Below are 17633 nucleotides of genomic sequence, written 5' to 3'. Positions count from 1 at the left end.
TCTTTGGAGCGATTTGGGTGGATAAAGAATTAATTTTAAGCGATTGCCTCATAGAAATTAACAGCTGAACATATTAAAAAAGGGGGATAAGTAGATATTAAAATTCCAGAATGGTATTAAAATTGATGAAGAAAAGTCATTTTCATCAATTTTAGGTTAAGATGGTGAACCCACCGGAGACGGCGTTATGACATTTACAGTTAAACTAATCAATACTGTTGTCGAGAATTATGCTATTCTAAATAGTCGCTAGATTGATGCTGGAATTCGAGTAACTACTAATGATATTGTTTTAGACGCTTAAAAAAATGACGAGCATATCGTTACAACGCAGAAGAAGCTCAACAATATGCTGACTTAAGACAAAGTCGAATCGGAACTAAAAAGAAATATACCAAGAAAAAAGCCCGAATTATCGCTAGACGAATCTTAGACGATAAGTGGTCACCACAAATGATCGCAGAAACACATAAGGAACTTAAATTGAGTCGCAACACGATTTATAACTGGATTTATCGTGGCATGATTCCAGGAGTCTCAGAAGATAATTTGCGCTATCAAAAACGTTTTAAACGTCGAAAGTCAACACGCTTACTTGAGATGAGTGCCAAGGAACGACAGGCAGAAGAACTAAAAATTCAGGAAAGAAGGGTGAAACAACAAGAAAAAAGGGTGATCAGACCAATTAAACATTCGATTGAGGAGCGTTCGCCCGCGGTAAATAGTCGTCGCTTATTCGGACATTGGGAAGTTTGATTGTGTTTTGCCAAAGAAGGGCTATAAAAAAGTTTTTGTGACGTTTTGTGAACGTAAAACGCGTTACTACATTGCTTTAAAAGCGGATTCACAATCTGGAAAAGCAGTTTGCAAAGTTTTGGATCAGTTTATGCATCTTTTTGGGAAACGTTCCAAGTATGTTGTTCAATCATTCACATTTGATAATGGATTTGAGTTTACGAATCATTTTGTGATCAACAAAGTTCAAAAAGAATTTCGAATTATGGCGTATTTTGCGCATCCGTATAGTCCTGAGGAACGTGGCTCCAATGAAAATGCTAATCGAATGCTGCGCGAGTATTTTCCAAAGAAGACACACTTTGAACACGTTACAAATGATGATTTAAGACGTGCTTTGCATAAAATTAATAGCAGACCTAAAGTCGTTTTGAATTATAAGACGCCGAGAGATGTCTTTAGACGTAAATTACAAGAAGTTGACCGTACATACGGCTATAAACGACATTTAAGAAGCCCCAAAAACACTTCAAAACGTTAATTTTTAAGCGAATTCAATAGCAAACTTTAATTATTTTGAAAACACATGATTATTACTAATCAACATAATTTAAGCAAAAATCAACCGTAAATCAATCAAAATCACTGAATAAACTAATAAAATGACAAATTTAAATTTGAAAATCAAAATCAGCCACAAAAATTTTACCAGCGATTTGAAGAAATTTTGCCGGTCATAAATTTATGTGACTGATTTTTTTCGTAACTTTTTGCAATTTTTTTGAATTTTATTTTTCTTTTTCAAATTTATTTTTTGTTTTTTCATGCGTTAAAACGTTGTTTTAACAGCATTTTAAAAGCTGCATAAATCGAAGAGAGAGAGACCATTAAAATTCGGACTTGACCGCAGATGTCAAAATAGCAATATACGAAAGGGCTTTAAACATATACCACAGCAGCAATTAGACTATCTGATTGTTTAGTTGAATTTTGCCTGTTTTCATGAAAAGAATCGGTCTTTTATGAAAAGAACAATCTTTTAGACTTATAAGTTATTCATTCACTTTCATGTATAAACTTTCGTATTTGCACTTTGACAACTGCATATCGAAGTAGAAGTTATACTTCAATGGTTAGATTACCAGATTCAAAAGTTAGTCATGGATAAAAACAATGCGTGCTACGTCTCTGAGAGGCTCGTTGGTCAGTGACCTACACATGCCAGCAATGTTGGGTGCGAAGCGCGATGATCCAAGAAATTGGGAAGCGATGTTAAACAAGAAAAGCTAGTTTAAGTATTTTATTAACACTTTAAAATAGCCAAATAATTTTGAATAGTGTTATAATCTTTGCAGAAATAAAAAGAAGCCCTGCTCAAATAGAACTTCTCTTGCAGAGCTATTAGGAAATGATGCAGAATGGTGTTAAATAATTGCTAACTGGTCAAAGTTATAGGTTGTTATTTATTTTGTTGTTTTTTAATCAACTTAACAACCAATACAATTAAAGTAATAGTAAATGTACAGAAAACAATCATCAGTTACATTAGAATTGTGGAATCTAAGTTTTTAACACTACTAAAGGCACCATTTCCAATCAAGAAGCGTCACCACTTTAATTTCTTTATAAGATTCCACCATACAGAAAATTTAATGAAATTACTCACAAAAAATAGTTTAGTGACTTATATGTCGTTTAAAATTAGTGATAGCAACTGAGATTCTCTATTGTTTTAAGTTCTCGTTAAGAGTATATTAATGGTGATTAATTAATACAATTATGAAGATGGATAAATTGATTACCTACACTAAAGACAAAAAAATAACAGCTAATGAGCTGGTTGTATTATTTGAATCATCTGGCATTCATAGGCCAGTTAAAGATTTACCTCGATTGCTTTAAACTCGTTTTAAGACTACATTAACAGTTAATTAATTGATAGGATTATTTTTTCCTTAATTGGGGGCCAGCCATTGAAATTAGTCACATATAACAATAAATTTAAAAACCAAATAAAAACTTATCAAGTAGAAAATATCATTTTTACTGGGTTACCACAGAATGCTATCAAGATTTCTCAAAAAAATAAAGATTACCATCCAATACTGCTAGTTAATGAGTCAAACGATATTTATACATTTTTCGTATTAGATTATGGAGATGATAAATTCAAATATACGAGCAATATAAATAGCTTGTTATTAAGAAGTTTTTCAACTAATGAACGTTTTTTAAGAAAGGGATATGCTTTTTCAGCTTTGAGCTTATTATCTAAATATGTTCAAACAAATTATCCTAACATTCAAGAAATTGTTTTAGGTGTAAACAAGAGAAATTTAGCTGCTCAAAATCTTTACAAAAAAGCAGGATTCGAAAAAAAAGCAAAAACTTATATTGGAAAAAAAGGAATTCAACTTATTTTTAGTAAATCAATCTTATAAAATTATTTGCGACTCTATCACAAAGAGTTGCTTTTTTATTACTGAAAATTTGAAAGGAAGGTATTAAATATGCCATTAAAATATGTTATCCCAACTGTCGAAACTTTCGGCAAATTAACTTTTGAAGGAAAAGATCGTGAAGTTACTGGTGGTCGTTCTCGGATTGCGACAGGAGTAGTTTATAACCTCTTGTCAGAAAAACAAGCTGAATTAATCGAGGTTCAAATCCCAGCAAGAGCTGGTTCTAAAACCTTTGAAACTGATACTGAGATTGAGTTGGTTAATCCAAAACTTGAACCCACTGGTCGTTCAACAGGTGACGAAGCAATCGCATCGTGGAAATTAACAGCCGAAAACATCAAGAAGAAGGGGGACAAGTAGTATGGTTAAGATCTTAAAATTGCGCAATGGTATTGAAATTGATGAAGAAAAATCATTAGGAAAATTAAAATTTTTGGATAAGAAATCCCCGTCATTGATCTTGGGTGAAGATGGTGAACCAACCGGAGAGATTAAAGATCGGCGTTATGATATTTTGTCTAAGCTGCAACATGATTCCTTTACAGTTGTCTTACCAGCCGAAACTGAAGAGAAAGAATTTCCGTTCAATTCAACGGTTAAATTAATCAATCCAGTAGTTGAAAATTATGCTATCCCAAATGGCCGATATGTTGATGCCGGAATTCGAGTAACAGCTGATGATATTATTTTAGATGATAAGGGAGCGGTTATCGAAACAAAACCAAGTAAACCAACAACCAATCCATTAAAAAAATAGGGTGATTTAAATGTTCAAATATAAAGGAATTCGCATCAGGCGGTTTCATCGGGATATTGTGTTTATCTACTTATCCTTGATGTCACTGCCTTTTACTTTACTTTCAATTTCATTTCTCTATTTTGTTTATGCTAGAAGTTCAGATAAACTTATTTGGGCTACATTGACTGCTGCTATTTTTGATTTTTGTGGCGCAATTATCAGCTTTGCAGTATACAAAAGAAGCGACAATCACAATGGCTTTTTTACTCGGGTAAAACATAGACAACTACTTGCCAGAATGATTATTGATAATAAATTGTATCTTGCAAAAAATAGAAATCGTAATAATCCTCGACAGAAGATTATCTATTTTCCCAAAGTTTACTATCACTATAAGGAGTTGATTATTACGGTTAGATTCCCAATGGATCTTCAAAAAAATCAAGATAAGTTTAATCGGATTGGTGAACAGCTTGAACAAGCATTGTTTGCTGATCTTTTTGATATTGTTGATGAAAAAGGGTTTAAAGCATACAAATTAATCAATAATCCTATTCAAAATAGGATTAACATTACTAACATTAAACCTGATGGCGTAAAACTAAAACTAATGCATGGTTTTACGTGGGATTATAATAAGTTCCCACATGCTTTGATTAGTGGTGTTACCGGAGGTGGGAAAACTTATTTTATTCAAGCTCTCTTAAAATCATTTATTGATTTAGGTGCTGACTGTTACATCTGTGATCCAAAGATGTCTGATTTATCACAATTGGATCAAGTGCCAATTTTAGAAGAGAAGGTCTTTTCAAGTACAGGACAAATCAATAAGTGTGTCCGTGTGTTCTATGAACAAATGGTTGAAAGACAAAAAGAGTACAAAGAATTATTAAGGAAAGCGGGTGAAATTGGCAAAGATTATCGCAGTTTTAATATGCAACCGAAGGTCTTATTCTTTGATGAATATGTAGCCCACATGAGCAATTTAGACTTTAAAGAACAGGAGAAAACCCTAGGATACATGAAACAAATTATTTTGTTAGGCAGACAATTGGGATTCTTCTTGATTGCTGGTATGCAAAGACCCGATGCTAAATATTTTGAAGATGGTATGCGGGATCAGTTCGGACTAAGAGTTTCTCTAGGTCAAATGTCACGTTCTGGTTACATTATGATGTTTGGTGAATCCGACAAAAATTTCAAAATTCAAAGTGACAAGGTACGTGGATGGGGCTATGCTTCCACTGGTGGAGCTTATGTTCGAGCCTTTTTTGCACCCTTTGTACCACCAGAGTTTTCATTTTACAATTATTTACTCAGTAAAGACGAGCCCTCGCAGCTGAGCGATCAGAGCCGACAGGCGATAGCGGAGCGGGGGCGGGGAACGCCCAGCGAAGCAGCGCGGGCGAAGTCTGGCGTGAGGAGCTGAAAGCTCCGAGCGCCAAGTGTTTACCCCCAATTGCTAACAGGGGGGTAACAAGGACGCAAACAAGTCAATCAAGGTAACATTGAACGCTGATATACTGAGCAAAACAACTGATTTGAAACTTGCGTATCAAAAAACAAAATGCGCAAATTACACGGGAGAGTGAGGCTTTGGAAAATAAGCTAACCAGAAAAAACTATGAATGGTCAAATGATTACGTGCGAAGCCTTCGACTTCACCACGGTTTAACGCAACAACAAATTGCCAGATCAATTGGAATTAGTACTCGGACATATACATCATTTGAATTAGGAACTCAAAAATTGCGAAAGGAAAACGAACTAAAAATAAAAAATTATTTCACAAAAAGATTATCACATAAAACTGAAATGGACGTAATCATTGATTATTTAAGAATAAGGTTACCATTTCATGATCTTGATACTATTTTTCAAAATGTTTTAAAAATTAAACGACAAGCTTTTGTCGTTGATGAGGTTAAACGCTATGGCTATATTGGTCGTTACAGCATTGATCAGATTCAAATTTATGAATCAGTTCCTGATGACAACCGTGGAATTTTAATTGAGCTTTCAGGGCAAGGTTGTCGTCAATTTGAATCTTTTTTACAGCAACAACAACGTAGCTGGCTAGAGTTCCTAAAAGATTGTTTTGCCTATCAAGCCAATATCACGCGAATTGATATAGCAGTAAATGACTACAAAGAGGCCTTGCCATTGAAACGTATGCTGCACAAAATGGAGCGCAAAGAATATAAATCAAAGTTTAAAACAAGTCATTTTCATTGGGGGACACAAGTTGATGAAATAACAGATAAAACTAAAGCTTCTGGCATCAGCCTCTACTTTGGTTCGATGCAAAGTGACTTTTACATGTGTTTCTATCAAAAGAATTACGAGGTTGCTAAGAAAAAACACCTTAAGGTGTGCGAAGTTCCCATCAAAAATCGTTATGAACTAAGATTCAGTGGAAACAAATCCGACCAAATTGTTCATCAACTAACAGATCCCCCAAATCCAATTGATATCTGTGATTTAGTTTTTGGTTATATGAAGGAGTACATTACTTTTTTACTGCCTTCAAAAGCCAAAAATAAAAAGCATTGGTTAGTTTATCCCGCATGGTCATTATTCTTAGGTGGCGTCAGTAAAATAAGTTTTGTAACCGATCCCAAAGAAATATCTTTTGAACGTACTAAAACATGGTTACAAAATCAAGTTATGCCAACTCTAAAAGCCTTTAAAATAATCGATGATACTTTTCAAACAGAAGAAATTGAAACCATGTTAGCAGAAGCAAACCTTGGTGAACGGCATAAAAAAATAATTCAAAGTGTAATTAATCCAAATAATTCCATTATCGAATAAATCAAAAAGAGGTGAAAATTATTAAAATTGGAGATTTTGAATTCAAACGACGTTCTAAACATCAAGTTAATAGAATTCCACGCAAAAAGAAAAAAGTAAATATGAAGTCAGCTAAGATCATTGTTTGGATAACAATGGTCTTTATTTTTTCTAGCGGTATCTTTGCTTTCATTAAAGCTAGTAATGTCGCACAGACAAATCAAAAACTACAAGCAGAGGTGCAGACCTACCAGAATAAACTAGAACAAGCTTCAACCAACATTAGTGGTTACAGCCCTTTGTTAGATAACTACATGCAAGAATTTCTTGCAACATATTTGAATTACCCAAACGACACTACTGAAATGGATCAGCGTAATAAAAATCTTGCAGTTTATTACGCGATTAACTTAAACATTAACGATCAAGCTGGTCAAGATTATCAAACTTTTGATAAAGCAAGCATTCAGAGTGTTTATAACAGAAAAGGAGTTAAGATTGCACAATATTATGTAGAATATTTAATTCATACTACTCGAGAAGAAACCACAGAAAAAAATGGCAAAAAAGAAACCAAGACAGTTGAAGACGTTACTCAAAAATCGGGTTATTTAAATATTTCTTTTAAGGTAAAAAATAGTAAATTCACGGTCGTTAGTTATCCGTATTTCTCTGAAAAGATCGATCCAGTTGGTCATATTGGTCAGCTTCAAAGTAAATACAGTAAAGATAAATCAGTAGCTTCTTCAAATTTAAATAATAAAGCCGTTTATTTTACTAAATCATTTTTGGAAAAATATGCTGCTTCAAAAACAAATGAAATGAAGTTTATCATGGCTAATCCAACAGGCTTAGCGGGAGAATATGAGGTCTCAAGCGTCCAAAACTTACATGTTTACGGGACTAAAAATAAACCAGTTGTGCAGTGTCTAGTGACTTTCAAACAAATCGATTCAGACATCAAGCACACTGAAAATGTTTCACTCAAACTCTCAAAACAGCGAACAACATATTTTGTTGACGAATTTAATCATAGTATCGGAGGAAATTAGTATGAAACCTTTCTTGTTAGCTTCAGAATTACCATCATTAAGAAATGTCTCAGATTGGGTTGTAACCCAAGGAAAGTATGCAATCACAATTATCATTGTGATCTTGTTGGTCAAATTTATTTTCAGGCAAGAACTCGGCCGTGCAATTGGAATTGCACTACTGACTGGTTTAACTTGGTTCGTGATCTCTAACTCACAAACTGTTTTTACTGCGATCGGTAATATCTTTAAAACTATCTTTGGGAGTTGATAATAAGTGCAAAAAAGGACCTATAACTACCGTAATGTTTTTAACGAACCAATAAAAATTAAGCAACTGACACAAAACTTTTCTTTACCGTATTTTATTAAATTAAGAGACATTTTGATTTATCTAATAACCATATTTTTAATTTTTGTTTTGTTTCACTCAATTGTTTCATTCATAAGTAGTTATGTTCCGCTCTTTACTATGCTGTTTTACATCGGGGTTCCATACCTTATGGTACGCCTAATCGAAAAAGTTCAACCGGACGGCAAGAATATATTCTGGTTCTTATGGGATTATGTAAGCTTTTACTTTGAGTATCTTCAACCTAAAAAGAAAATTTGCCATGATACTAAAGTTAATTATATTGATCAATCGGTCGTTTTTGACGAGTTTAGCTACAGAAAGAAGGACAAATAATGGACAACCATATTAGTATCTTTGTTGAAAATCTAGCACGGCAAAACACAGGTAATACTAAGGGTGCTTGGTTCACTTTACCAGTACCGTTTAATACAATTGCTCAAAAAATTGGATTGAATGAAACAGAAGAAGAATGGATTATCACTGACTATGAAGCTCCATTTGACATTGGAGAGTATGACAATATTAATAAGCTTAACCGAATAGCTGCAGAAATAGAAAATATTCCCGATTACCTCTGGGAAAACTTACAAGATCTTCTTGGCAGTGGTATTTACGATAGTGTCGAAGATTTAATCAATGATCCTGAACGCGTTACCTATCTTCCCAACATTCTTGAAGATACTGACTTAGGTAATTATTTAGTCGAAAATAATTACTGGCATGAAGTGCCTGATGTTTTAACGGGGTATATTGACACACGCAAATATGGTCAAGATTACCGTTTTAGCACTGATGGCTTTTATGCTAAGACAGGATTCTTTATCTCCGCATGATCTACACTAAACAGGAACAAGCTATCAAAACTTATCTGAGTTGGGTAGATAAGCAGTTAGCTAAAGATAAAGCTGTTAGATCAATGCCGTTAAGGAAAGTGGGAGAATTTCGTGATCATGAAGCCAGCGGATTTACAACTGCATTTATGCTTAAAGTTGACGAATTAAGAACTTTCAAAAAGTACGCTAACCTGCATTATGACAAACTACCAAAGAACTACGCCATCGAGATTATTAGAGCACGTAAACGGAATTTTAGGCAACGTTTACTAAACGAATTACTGATGATTTATTGAAAGGAGGAATTCAATGGAGTTACAAACACCCTTTAAATTAATGAAGAACAACTTGTTATTAACCAAGACTGGCGACATTTGGGCTTATTATAAAATCAAACCCGAAAGTATAGCTACCAATGACATTGAAAAAAAGGAACTTAATAAACGTATGTTAGCTTTTGTTTATGGTACACTTTCAAAGTATAGTGAACTGCACTTACAGATGTTACCAAAAGATATGAATTTAACTGAACGTTTTAACCAGTTAGGAAAAGATTTTGCTGATGAAGCTTTACCGATTGCTAAGTACTACGCTAATGAAACAGTCAAACAACTTGAATATGAGCTAGGAACAATCACCAGTGAAGAGTTTATTCTTGGAGTTAAGTTAAAATCATTTCAATATTCTGAAACAATTAAGGGCGCTATATCCTCAAGTTATGATCTTTTCCTTCAAAAAGCGTTTGCTGTTTTAGGGTATGAAACTGTGATTGACGAAACATATTTTAAAAAGTTTGCTAATGAAATTGAGGAACTAGGTTCTGTCATACGAAGCATTAAAGGCGAAAGTCTGAAAACCGATGAATTGGCTTATTTAATTAGATATAACTTCATTCGCAATATGCAACACGATGTGTTGCAAGAAAGCCAAGAACACAACTTCTACAAATTAACTGATACAATTTTAGATCCAACCGAAAAGGGATTTTTAAAACTTGAAAATGATACTGGAAACTCTTATTTAGCTTTTATTCCGATTGGAGCTTTACCAGACAATATAAGTTTTTCTCATCTTTTTGAAGTTGCGCAAAGTATGAAATTTCCTGTTGAACTACAAATTAAATCTCAATATCAAGAAATTGATGGTTTAAATGGACTCAACTCTAAAATATCTAGATTACGCAGGCGCTTCAAAAGTACGACTCAAGAGGCACAACAAACTGGCGATCGAGATAGTCAACGCAACTTAACTAATCAACTTTTAATAGATGAACTCCAAAATGATATCGAAGATGGTAAGTCAATTCTTAAATGGTTGGCTTGTTTTGTTATTTCGGGAAATAGTAAAGAAGAAGTTAAAACACACTCTGATCGCTTAATTAATCGCTTAGGTTTAAGAGAAATTGAAGCATATCGTCCAAATACAGATCAGCTATATTTATTTTACAGATTCTTACAAGGAAATTCGCTAAATGGCAACAAAAATTGGCTACAAGTAACAAACAATGAAGGCTTTGCAGAAAACTTATTCGCAGTGAGTAATCGTCTAGGCAATAATGTTGGTTGGTATATCGGACGTATTGATGACTTAACCGAAAGCCAGTCATTGGAACAGTCCATATATGCCAGTCGTAAAATTGTCTTGTTTAATCCAACGATTGCAAATAAAGGTATTAAAGGAGCTAAAACAGATAGCCCACACATTGCGGTTACTGGTGAAACTGGAAAAGGAAAATCATTTCTCGTCAAACTTCTTTTTATCTATATGTCTTTCATGAAAGCTAAGCTTTTATATGTCGATCCTAAAAAAGAAATTCGCAATTGGTTTAACAAAGTCATTGAAAATGAGGACATGCAACGAAGTTATCCACTATTTGTCAATCATCTAAAGAATTTTCATTATGTGACTCTAGACGCTGCTGATTCAAGAAATTGGGGTGTCCTTGATCCAATCATTTTCTTGAAAGGTGCAGACGCCAAAGATACTGCTGAAGCTATGATCGAACAGATTTACTCTACAAAAGATAAAGATATGGCTAAAACTGCTATCTTAAAAGCTATCAAAACAGTAATTAGCCAACGTGAGTTAGGCGAACAAGTTGGTATGCTGCATGTGATTGAGATTTTAAAAGAATCTGATGACCTTGAGATTAAAGGTGCTGGGAATTTACTTTACGAGATGGTGACTGGTTCAGTTTTGCAATTAGGTTTTTCGGATGGCTCAAATAATGGGGTCAACTTAGAGGACCGGATCAATATCCTAGAAGTTTCTGGCTTAGAGTTGCCAAAAGAGGGAGACAATCCTGACAATTATTCAGATCTGGAAAAGAAGTCGGTTGCATTGATGATTCCTCTTGGTAAATTCTGTGAGAAGTTTGGTTCAAATGACACTAACAGCTATACCGCTGAAATTTTTGATGAAGCTTGGATTTTTAATGTCGCTAAAAGTGGTAAAAAAATTCTAAAATCTATGAAACGTGTCGGAAGGTCGCAAAATAATATGTTGCTATACGCGACTCAATCAGTTGCCGACATTTCGGACCAGGAAGATCACGGACAGTTTGGAGTGCTTTTTGCTTTTGACGAACCCAGCGAACGTGAAGCGATTCTTGAACACGTTCAACTACCAATTAATGAACAAAACCTAAGCTGGTTGGCAAATATGATTAAAGGTCAATGTTTGTTTCGGGATATTTATGGTCGGGTTGGAAAAATTGCTATCCATTCCTTGTTTGATGAAATGACCAGTTCATTTAAAACAATTAATAAATCAGCTTCATCTGAAAGTGAGGAACTATATCACTAAAACTAGGAGGTGAGTGTTTGAAAACTAAGTACAAGAAACTAGGACTAATTGGTGTCATTCCACTAATTAGTCTTTTTATATACAGAATAGCTGTCTTTGCGGATTCAAAAACTTCGGTTAAAGATGTTTTAACTGGTTACGAAATGAGTAAAATTCTTTCAACACTTGATTCATTTAATCCTTATATGGAAAAAGCCAGTTTAACCAATGTCACTTTAAAAGCCATTTCAGCTTTAACCGGTTTCTTCTGGGAAATTAATCGCTTTGTCTTTAAAATCTTCGATTTTTCCCTAAACATGATGTTTGGTGCTACGGCCGTTAATAATTCTATTAATAACTTAATTGATAAGATTGCTGGGCTTTCAGGACAGCTCTGGGATAATCTGTTTGGTAAATTTGGGATCATTTTATTTGTGGTCTCTATTCTCAGTGCATTTTATATTGCTGCCTTTAAAAATGAGCGTGACGGCTTGAAACGTATTTTATTCACTTTAGTGATTGTTGGATTCTCGGCAGTTTGGTTTAAAAACTCAAGTTATATGCTACAAACTTTCAACTCGATTTCAACTACAGCACAAAGTTCTTTAATGAGTTTAGACAACTCTCAAGCTATAAAAAATGCTGATGCAACTAGTATTGTCAGAAAAGCATTTTTTGAAAAATCAATTGAGCGTCCATATTATTTGATGAATTATGGCAAAACAAGTATTCCTGCTGTTAACAAAAGTAAAGAAAAACCTTATGAATTTCTCTCAACTGATTATGATAAAGATTCCGATAAAATCAACGAAAAAGTCAACGCTAGCGATAACAAATATCTTAAAGAAGACTATATGTACTACAAAGTTTTGATTAGTTTAATGTCACCGCTGGTGTCCATCAGCTACGGCATACCACTATTCGCGATTGGTTTCATGAATCTTTGTGTGCAGATTTTTGCCCTTGTTTTATCACTCGTTCTACCAGTCATGGCTTTGATTAGTTTGATACCTAAATATTCAGGTAGTTTATTTAAAGGATTATCTGACGTAATACTTTTATTTTTCTCAAAAGCTTGTTTAGTTTTAGGAATTCTGGCAATTAATATTTGTCAACAAGTTGTCGATATTATTATTCCACCAAGTTCCTATGCTGGTTATTTTGTCAATGCTTTAGTTCTATGGTTAATTATGTTTCTCGGTTGGAAAAACCGAAGTTATTTAATTAAAAGATTTTCAGGCGGACGAATTAAGTCTTCAACAGAGATTATGCAAACAGTTAATAATCAGAAAGAAAAAATTGTTGAGAGTGCTCACGAAGCTAATGATCGTTTAGTAAATACCAATCAATTTATTCGAAACTCAAGTGGCAAAGTTGTTAATCTCTTTAACAATGGAAATTCTAACAACGAAGTATCAAATGATGTTGCTGAATCAAGAAAAAAGGTCGATAAGTCCGAGCGTACACCACAAGAAAACACAGAATCTCAATCGCTTATACAAAAACTAAAAAACAAACGAGTTAAACAGCATAAGCAACAAAACGGGATAGAAAAATCATTAACAAAGAAAAATGAAACAAATAGCTCAGAAAATAATAAACAAAAACAAGATAAGGCGCAAAGAAATAATTCAGAGGTTAGCGAAAAAGACCGTATTATCAAGATTAATGATCATTACGAAAAAGGGCAAAAAGAAAAAAGTTCCCGATCCTCAAAAAATAAAAGATATCGAGCAAAGACGAAAACTAAAAATCAATTCTAGAACTGAACAGAGCGTTGATAGATTAGACGAAGCAACATATAAAGCCAAGAAAAAGCTTCATGAAAGCAAGATAAACCCCAATGAACTACAAGAAAGAATTGAATCGATGAGAGAGTAGGTGAAAGATAATGTGGCAGATGGTGGGATATTTTTCACTGAATGTCTATCTAGAAGCTCAAAACAAAGCAGAGTTAAATCAATTAGCTGTGGAAAAATATAATATAGCACTTAGTAAAGCTTGTAACTGGCGTGGGGCAATTTATCCAGAACCGATGGTTTTCGTACATTTGAAGACATAAAAAGTCCCACCACTTTTCCACGCTAGTAAGAAATAAAAATGTTTATAAAAAAGGTGATCATATGAAGCTTAAACCTGTCGGAATCTTAATGATTCCGATTTTTTTAGTAGTTATTATCATTGTTTTTATCTTTAGTGCTGACAACTCAAATGATAGAGATACAACATCAAATCTAGACTGTGCCAACAATCTAAATCTTGCTGGAAATCAAGTTTCCAAAGATACAGAAAAAAACGCCCAAATTATTTGGAACTATCTTGTTGATAAAGGTTGGACCAAAGCTGCAGTCGCTGGTGTTCTTGGAAATTTACAACAAGAATCAAATATTGACCCAACTTCAACTAATCCAAGTTCTGGTGCACATGGAATTGCACAATGGTTAAACGGTCGTTCAACCAATCAAAAGAGTTTTGCGAAAGCTCACAATAAAAATTCCGATAGTATTCAAGCACAGGTTATGTTTCTGTACGAGGAAGCTAATGGCACTGAAAAAGCTAACTTGGGTGATTATGCTAAGAACTCAACTGACCCAGCAATTGCAGCCATTCAATGGCAATTACGATTCGAAAGAGCCGGTGAAAATGAAGCCAATAATTCAGGGCGAGCTCAATACGCTCAATACTGGTACAACAAGTTCAAAGATACTAAAGTTGATAGTTCTAACTCAAACATGACAACTATCACTGAAACTAGTGAAACTTGTGATACAGAAGCCGGTAGAGTCTTGAAAGTAAATGGCTCAACTACTAAGTGGTGGAATGATCTGTCTAAATGGGCAAACAAATGGGCCGATCAAACTCCAAATAACTATTCACTAGGTGGAAATCCAGCTAATTTAGATAATGCAGCTACTGCTAAAGCAATCCAGGGAGCGACTGATTGTTCAGGCTTTACCTACTGGGCTTTCAACAAAATAGGTATTCCCCTGACTCGCACATCACAAACTCAATGGAATCAAAATATTGATGAGGTCAAAAAAAGAGATGCTAAAGCGGGTGATTTAGTATTTTTTTATGATCCTGTTGATAGCGGTGCTGGCGCTGGTTACAGCCACGTTGGAATCTATATTGGAAACAATCAAATGATTGATCAACAAGGTGCAGGTATCAGGAAAGAAAAAGTCTGGGAAGCAAATAACTCAGGATATGGTACTTGGACTAAAGTATCTTATGGACGCATCAAAGAAAGTATATTACCAGCTAAATATAAATGAGGTGAGTAAATTGAATAGAAATAAAATAATCTTGGTTATAATAGGAATCTTAACATTAAGTACTTTTTATAAACTAAATTTTAGTAACCAAGAACAAGATAGCATAAACGCAAAGCAAAAAGCTCAGATAACAAAATTAAAAGCCGAAAATAAAAAATTAACAGCTCAGCAAGTTACTTTTGCAAACAGCGTTGCTTCAACAACAACCACAAAAACTAACCCTAATAAGAAAGCAGAACAAACAGCATTCCAATTGTTTAGCAGCCTAAATACTTGGAATGCAGACAACTGGTTAGAAAAACAACAAACTGTCGTAAAATATGCCACTGATAATGTTCTAGCAAACCTTGGTGGTCAATCAAATAATAATAAATCAATAGCTGTCAACCAATTAAAACAGTTAAATGCAACATCACAGCTGACAAGCTCCAATATATATTTTGAACAAGAACCAGCAGATAACGAGATTAAAGGAATCTTTATCGGAATAGTCAAAACAACTAGTTCAGGTAATCAGACAACAAATAACGTTAAATACCAATTTACTTATGACACCAAGCAAAGGAAAATTATTGAAATATCAACATTTTAGGAGAGTAAAAATGAAAATATTACAGAATTAAAAATAATTGGCCTCATGCTAGTCATTTAATTATGACACAAACGTCTAAATGTTTATGCACCGAATACTAGGATAGTAGCAAGAAAAACCAGAAATTATCAAAACCTAAGTTTCGGTTCAATCTCTGGTTTTCTATTCACACTTTTTACTTATTACTTAAATGATATAAAAATTTTTTGATTTAGGTAATTTAATATTTGGTATCCATATTTTTTCACCGTTCCAACCTTTGCTTTTCTGACCAAGAACTCTGTACATGGTTAGAACAAAGCTATTTTCATGCTTATTTGTTTCGTCCCAATCATTTGGAGAGAGTAACGCTCTGCTCCCATGTGTAATATCACGATCTCGTTTTACAAGCAAATATCCTTGTTCTAACGAATTGCTAGCAAGTTCAGATTTAATTATGTTAATGTATCCTGCCATATTAAAGTTTTTTTCAGTTTTAATATGTTTAAGGACCTCTATTACAAAATTTAATGATACTTTTTGTGCTGGATTGGTGTCTGTGAAATTGGACAATAATTCTTCAATCTGTTCATAAGTATCATTTTGTGGTTCAAACGGAAAATGATTTGAACCGCCAACCAAAATATCTAGGAGTGATTTATCAAGAACATTACTTCTAGTCGGTTTAAGATCACCAGGGTAAGCAATCTTAATTTTTAAACCTCTTCGAACCTGATTTATGATTGAATTGTTTGTATCATTTATTTGTGCAAATAAATTGTACAACCTTTTTGAACAATATATAGATATTAATCCGGGATCTCGATCATATCCGAACATCCTTGAATGTTGCCACATAGTATCAGCTTGAGGGCTTTTGCTAGTTCTTGTGTAAATAAAAGTATTCAATTGTCCAAATGTTACACCACGTCCTAAATTAGTGCCACCAATAATAAAATTACAGCCAGTTTCGTATTCATCACTACCATCATTTGTAGTACCGTTCAGTACAATAGTCGAATAAAGATGTTTCTCCAACATAACCAACACTTTGTTTAATATTTTGTCATATGGTTGTTTAATACTTTTTCTAGGTGAAATTAAATCATATTCGCGCTTGAAGTTATCAATAAAATTTTGATCACTATGGTGAAATGTCCACCAAATCAATGCTTTTTCAATATCATTACGAGCTGATTCATGATCTGATTGTTTAATTCCAGGATGTACAATACAATTGGAAACTTTATTACCTGATAATAATACTTGTGCAGAAACGACTAAGTGTCTCAAAACAGCATCTTCCGCGACTTTTAGAGGACTTCTTTCATCAATTAATTGCACAAAGTTTGGTGTTTTATCAGCATTTGGAAAAAAGAAATCTCCACCTAAATAATCTTTACCAGGATTAAAATAATATGTAAACATTGGATTCCAATTCGATTGTTGTGTTTGTAAAAGTATCGATTGAGGTGTACCGGTTACTTGCAAATAAATGCTTGATAGGGCTGTATCACGAATCATTTCTAAATATTTATTAATGGTAGACTGCTTCTTTTGATTAATTTTTGTGTTAAGGGATACAGCATCAGCTTCATCATCTAAAATAAAAAGAGGATTTCCCTTTAACATTTGAGAGTTTTTAAAACGATCAACCCAGCTTTTAAGTACTCTGCTATTTTTTTTAAGTACTACCATAACAGGCTTAGAACCATGGTCACGAAACTTTTGTTCTTCATTTTCATCACAAACTACAAATTCAGTTAAATCTCTTTTTGCACGAGAATAGGTCTGTTGTTGCAATAAATTGCTATCCGTTTCTAGTAACAGGAAATATGGAAAACCCCTATCTGCGGCTTCGCTAGCTATACCAAACATGTGACCTGTTTTTCCAGACTGTATATTGCCAAATAACAATCCTATTTTGTTGGAGATGTAATCAAATTGACTTAAATATTTAGAACCTACCTCAGTAGCAGTTTTTTTAATTGATAATGCTAACTCATGTTGTCCCTTGACTTCAAATTGTTTTAAATATTCATCCAAATATATCAT

17 protein-coding genes and 1 pseudogene are annotated in these 17633 nt (G+C 33.8%); 16 read left to right on the top strand and 2 right to left on the bottom strand.

What is annotated here, in order from left to right:
• Nucleotides 1–312: 312 nt before the first annotated feature.
• A pseudogene (locus tag JCM15457_RS12710) lies at nucleotides 313–1276 on the top strand (IS30 family transposase); the annotation flags it as partial.
• A gap of 918 nt (nucleotides 1277–2194) precedes the next feature.
• Here JCM15457_RS12710 and JCM15457_RS12565 read toward each other — a convergent pair.
• Nucleotides 2195–2272, bottom strand: coding sequence for a putative holin-like toxin (locus JCM15457_RS12565; RefSeq protein WP_152537261.1), 78 nt, complete (start codon nucleotides 2270–2272; stop codon nucleotides 2195–2197).
• A gap of 436 nt (nucleotides 2273–2708) precedes the next feature.
• On the opposite strand from JCM15457_RS12565, the gene JCM15457_RS02220 reads away from it, so the two are divergent.
• The 15 genes from JCM15457_RS02220 (at nucleotide 2709) to JCM15457_RS02155 (ending at nucleotide 15599) form a co-directional block, all read left to right on the top strand.
• Entirely contained in the window at nucleotides 2709–3176 is a 468-nt protein-coding gene (locus JCM15457_RS02220; RefSeq protein ID WP_034987088.1) for a GNAT family N-acetyltransferase, read from the top strand.
• 69 nt (nucleotides 3177–3245) lie between these two features.
• Nucleotides 3246–3557 (top strand): DUF961 family protein, encoded by a 312-nt coding sequence (locus tag JCM15457_RS02215; RefSeq protein ID WP_051993226.1) that lies wholly within the window; start codon nucleotides 3246–3248, stop codon nucleotides 3555–3557.
• A 1-nt stretch (nucleotide 3558) separates the two neighbouring features.
• Nucleotides 3559–3954, top strand: a complete 396-nt coding sequence (locus tag JCM15457_RS02210) for a DUF961 family protein (protein WP_051993225.1) — start codon at nucleotides 3559–3561, stop codon at nucleotides 3952–3954.
• A gap of 10 nt (nucleotides 3955–3964) precedes the next feature.
• Complete coding sequence (locus JCM15457_RS02205; protein WP_051993224.1) at nucleotides 3965–5365, top strand: FtsK/SpoIIIE domain-containing protein; 1401 nt, start codon at nucleotides 3965–3967, stop codon at nucleotides 5363–5365.
• 167 nt (nucleotides 5366–5532) lie between these two features.
• Nucleotides 5533–6750, top strand: a complete 1218-nt coding sequence (locus JCM15457_RS02200) for an XRE family transcriptional regulator (RefSeq protein WP_034987086.1) — start codon at nucleotides 5533–5535, stop codon at nucleotides 6748–6750.
• Nucleotides 6751–6761: 11 nt separating this feature from the next.
• Nucleotides 6762–7781, top strand: coding sequence for a conjugal transfer protein (locus tag JCM15457_RS02195; protein WP_034987083.1), 1020 nt, complete (start codon nucleotides 6762–6764; stop codon nucleotides 7779–7781).
• Between the two features lies 1 nt (nucleotide 7782).
• On the top strand, nucleotides 7783–8031 hold the full coding sequence (locus JCM15457_RS02190) for a TcpD family membrane protein (protein WP_034987080.1): 249 nt from the start codon (nucleotides 7783–7785) through the stop codon (nucleotides 8029–8031).
• Nucleotides 8032–8037: 6 nt separating this feature from the next.
• Nucleotides 8038–8448: a TcpE family conjugal transfer membrane protein gene (locus JCM15457_RS12560; protein WP_034987078.1), complete on the top strand. Its 411-nt coding sequence runs from the start codon at nucleotides 8038–8040 to the stop codon at nucleotides 8446–8448.
• A complete protein-coding gene (locus JCM15457_RS11560) occupies nucleotides 8448–8948 on the top strand; it encodes an antirestriction protein ArdA (protein WP_051993223.1) in 501 nt (166 codons plus the stop codon). The genes JCM15457_RS12560 and JCM15457_RS11560 overlap by 1 nt, the downstream gene beginning before the upstream one ends.
• Nucleotides 8945–9244, top strand: a complete 300-nt coding sequence (locus JCM15457_RS02175; RefSeq protein WP_034987075.1) for a hypothetical protein — start codon at nucleotides 8945–8947, stop codon at nucleotides 9242–9244. The genes JCM15457_RS11560 and JCM15457_RS02175 overlap by 4 nt, the downstream gene beginning before the upstream one ends.
• Nucleotides 9245–9257: 13 nt before the next feature.
• Nucleotides 9258–11753: an ATP-binding protein gene (locus tag JCM15457_RS02170; RefSeq protein ID WP_034987072.1), complete on the top strand. Its 2496-nt coding sequence runs from the start codon at nucleotides 9258–9260 to the stop codon at nucleotides 11751–11753.
• A 17-nt stretch (nucleotides 11754–11770) separates the two neighbouring features.
• Nucleotides 11771–13495, top strand: a complete 1725-nt coding sequence (locus tag JCM15457_RS02165) for a CD3337/EF1877 family mobilome membrane protein (protein ID WP_034987069.1) — start codon at nucleotides 11771–11773, stop codon at nucleotides 13493–13495.
• A 128-nt stretch (nucleotides 13496–13623) separates the two neighbouring features.
• The gene (locus tag JCM15457_RS12105) at nucleotides 13624–13794 is read left to right on the top strand and encodes a hypothetical protein (protein WP_156406586.1); all 171 of its coding nucleotides are present in this window, start codon (nucleotides 13624–13626) and stop codon (nucleotides 13792–13794) included.
• Between the two features lie 61 nt (nucleotides 13795–13855).
• Nucleotides 13856–15007 carry a phage tail tip lysozyme gene (locus tag JCM15457_RS02160; protein ID WP_034987066.1) on the top strand — a complete coding sequence of 384 codons (1152 nt, stop codon included), beginning with the start codon at nucleotides 13856–13858 and terminating at the stop codon, nucleotides 15005–15007.
• 10 nt (nucleotides 15008–15017) lie between these two features.
• Nucleotides 15018–15599 (top strand): hypothetical protein, encoded by a 582-nt coding sequence (locus tag JCM15457_RS02155; protein WP_034987063.1) that lies wholly within the window; start codon nucleotides 15018–15020, stop codon nucleotides 15597–15599.
• Between the two features lie 186 nt (nucleotides 15600–15785).
• Here JCM15457_RS02155 and JCM15457_RS02150 read toward each other — a convergent pair whose 3' ends face one another.
• Nucleotides 15786–17633, bottom strand: coding sequence for a Z1 domain-containing protein (locus JCM15457_RS02150; RefSeq protein WP_034987060.1), 1848 nt, complete (start codon nucleotides 17631–17633; stop codon nucleotides 15786–15788).

It is taken from the genome of Liquorilactobacillus sucicola DSM 21376 = JCM 15457 (assembly GCF_000612445.1).
Lineage (GTDB): Bacteria > Bacillota > Bacilli > Lactobacillales > Lactobacillaceae > Liquorilactobacillus > Liquorilactobacillus sucicola.
This window is presented reverse-complemented; position numbering and strand designations above follow the sequence as displayed.

Excerpts from the sequence above, each read along its gene's own strand:
- JCM15457_RS02210 (WP_051993225.1), top strand. The coding sequence starts at position 3,559 with ATGGTTAAGATCTTAAAATTGCGCAATGGTATTGAAATTGATGAAGAA.
- JCM15457_RS12565 (WP_152537261.1), bottom strand. The coding sequence starts at position 2,272 with ATGATTGTTTTCTGTACATTTACTATTACTTTAATTGTATTGGTTGTT.
- JCM15457_RS02175 (WP_034987075.1), top strand. The coding sequence starts at position 8,945 with ATGATCTACACTAAACAGGAACAAGCTATCAAAACTTATCTGAGTTGG.
- JCM15457_RS02160 (WP_034987066.1), top strand. The coding sequence starts at position 13,856 with ATGAAGCTTAAACCTGTCGGAATCTTAATGATTCCGATTTTTTTAGTA.
- JCM15457_RS11560 (WP_051993223.1), top strand. The coding sequence starts at position 8,448 with ATGGACAACCATATTAGTATCTTTGTTGAAAATCTAGCACGGCAAAAC.
- JCM15457_RS02205 (WP_051993224.1), top strand. The coding sequence starts at position 3,965 with ATGTTCAAATATAAAGGAATTCGCATCAGGCGGTTTCATCGGGATATT.
- JCM15457_RS12105 (WP_156406586.1), top strand. The coding sequence starts at position 13,624 with ATGTGGCAGATGGTGGGATATTTTTCACTGAATGTCTATCTAGAAGCT.
- JCM15457_RS02150 (WP_034987060.1), bottom strand. The coding sequence starts at position 17,633 with ATGATATATTTGGATGAATATTTAAAACAATTTGAAGTCAAGGGACAA.
- JCM15457_RS02190 (WP_034987080.1), top strand. The coding sequence starts at position 7,783 with ATGAAACCTTTCTTGTTAGCTTCAGAATTACCATCATTAAGAAATGTC.
- JCM15457_RS02215 (WP_051993226.1), top strand. The coding sequence starts at position 3,246 with ATGCCATTAAAATATGTTATCCCAACTGTCGAAACTTTCGGCAAATTA.
- JCM15457_RS02170 (WP_034987072.1), top strand. The coding sequence starts at position 9,258 with ATGGAGTTACAAACACCCTTTAAATTAATGAAGAACAACTTGTTATTA.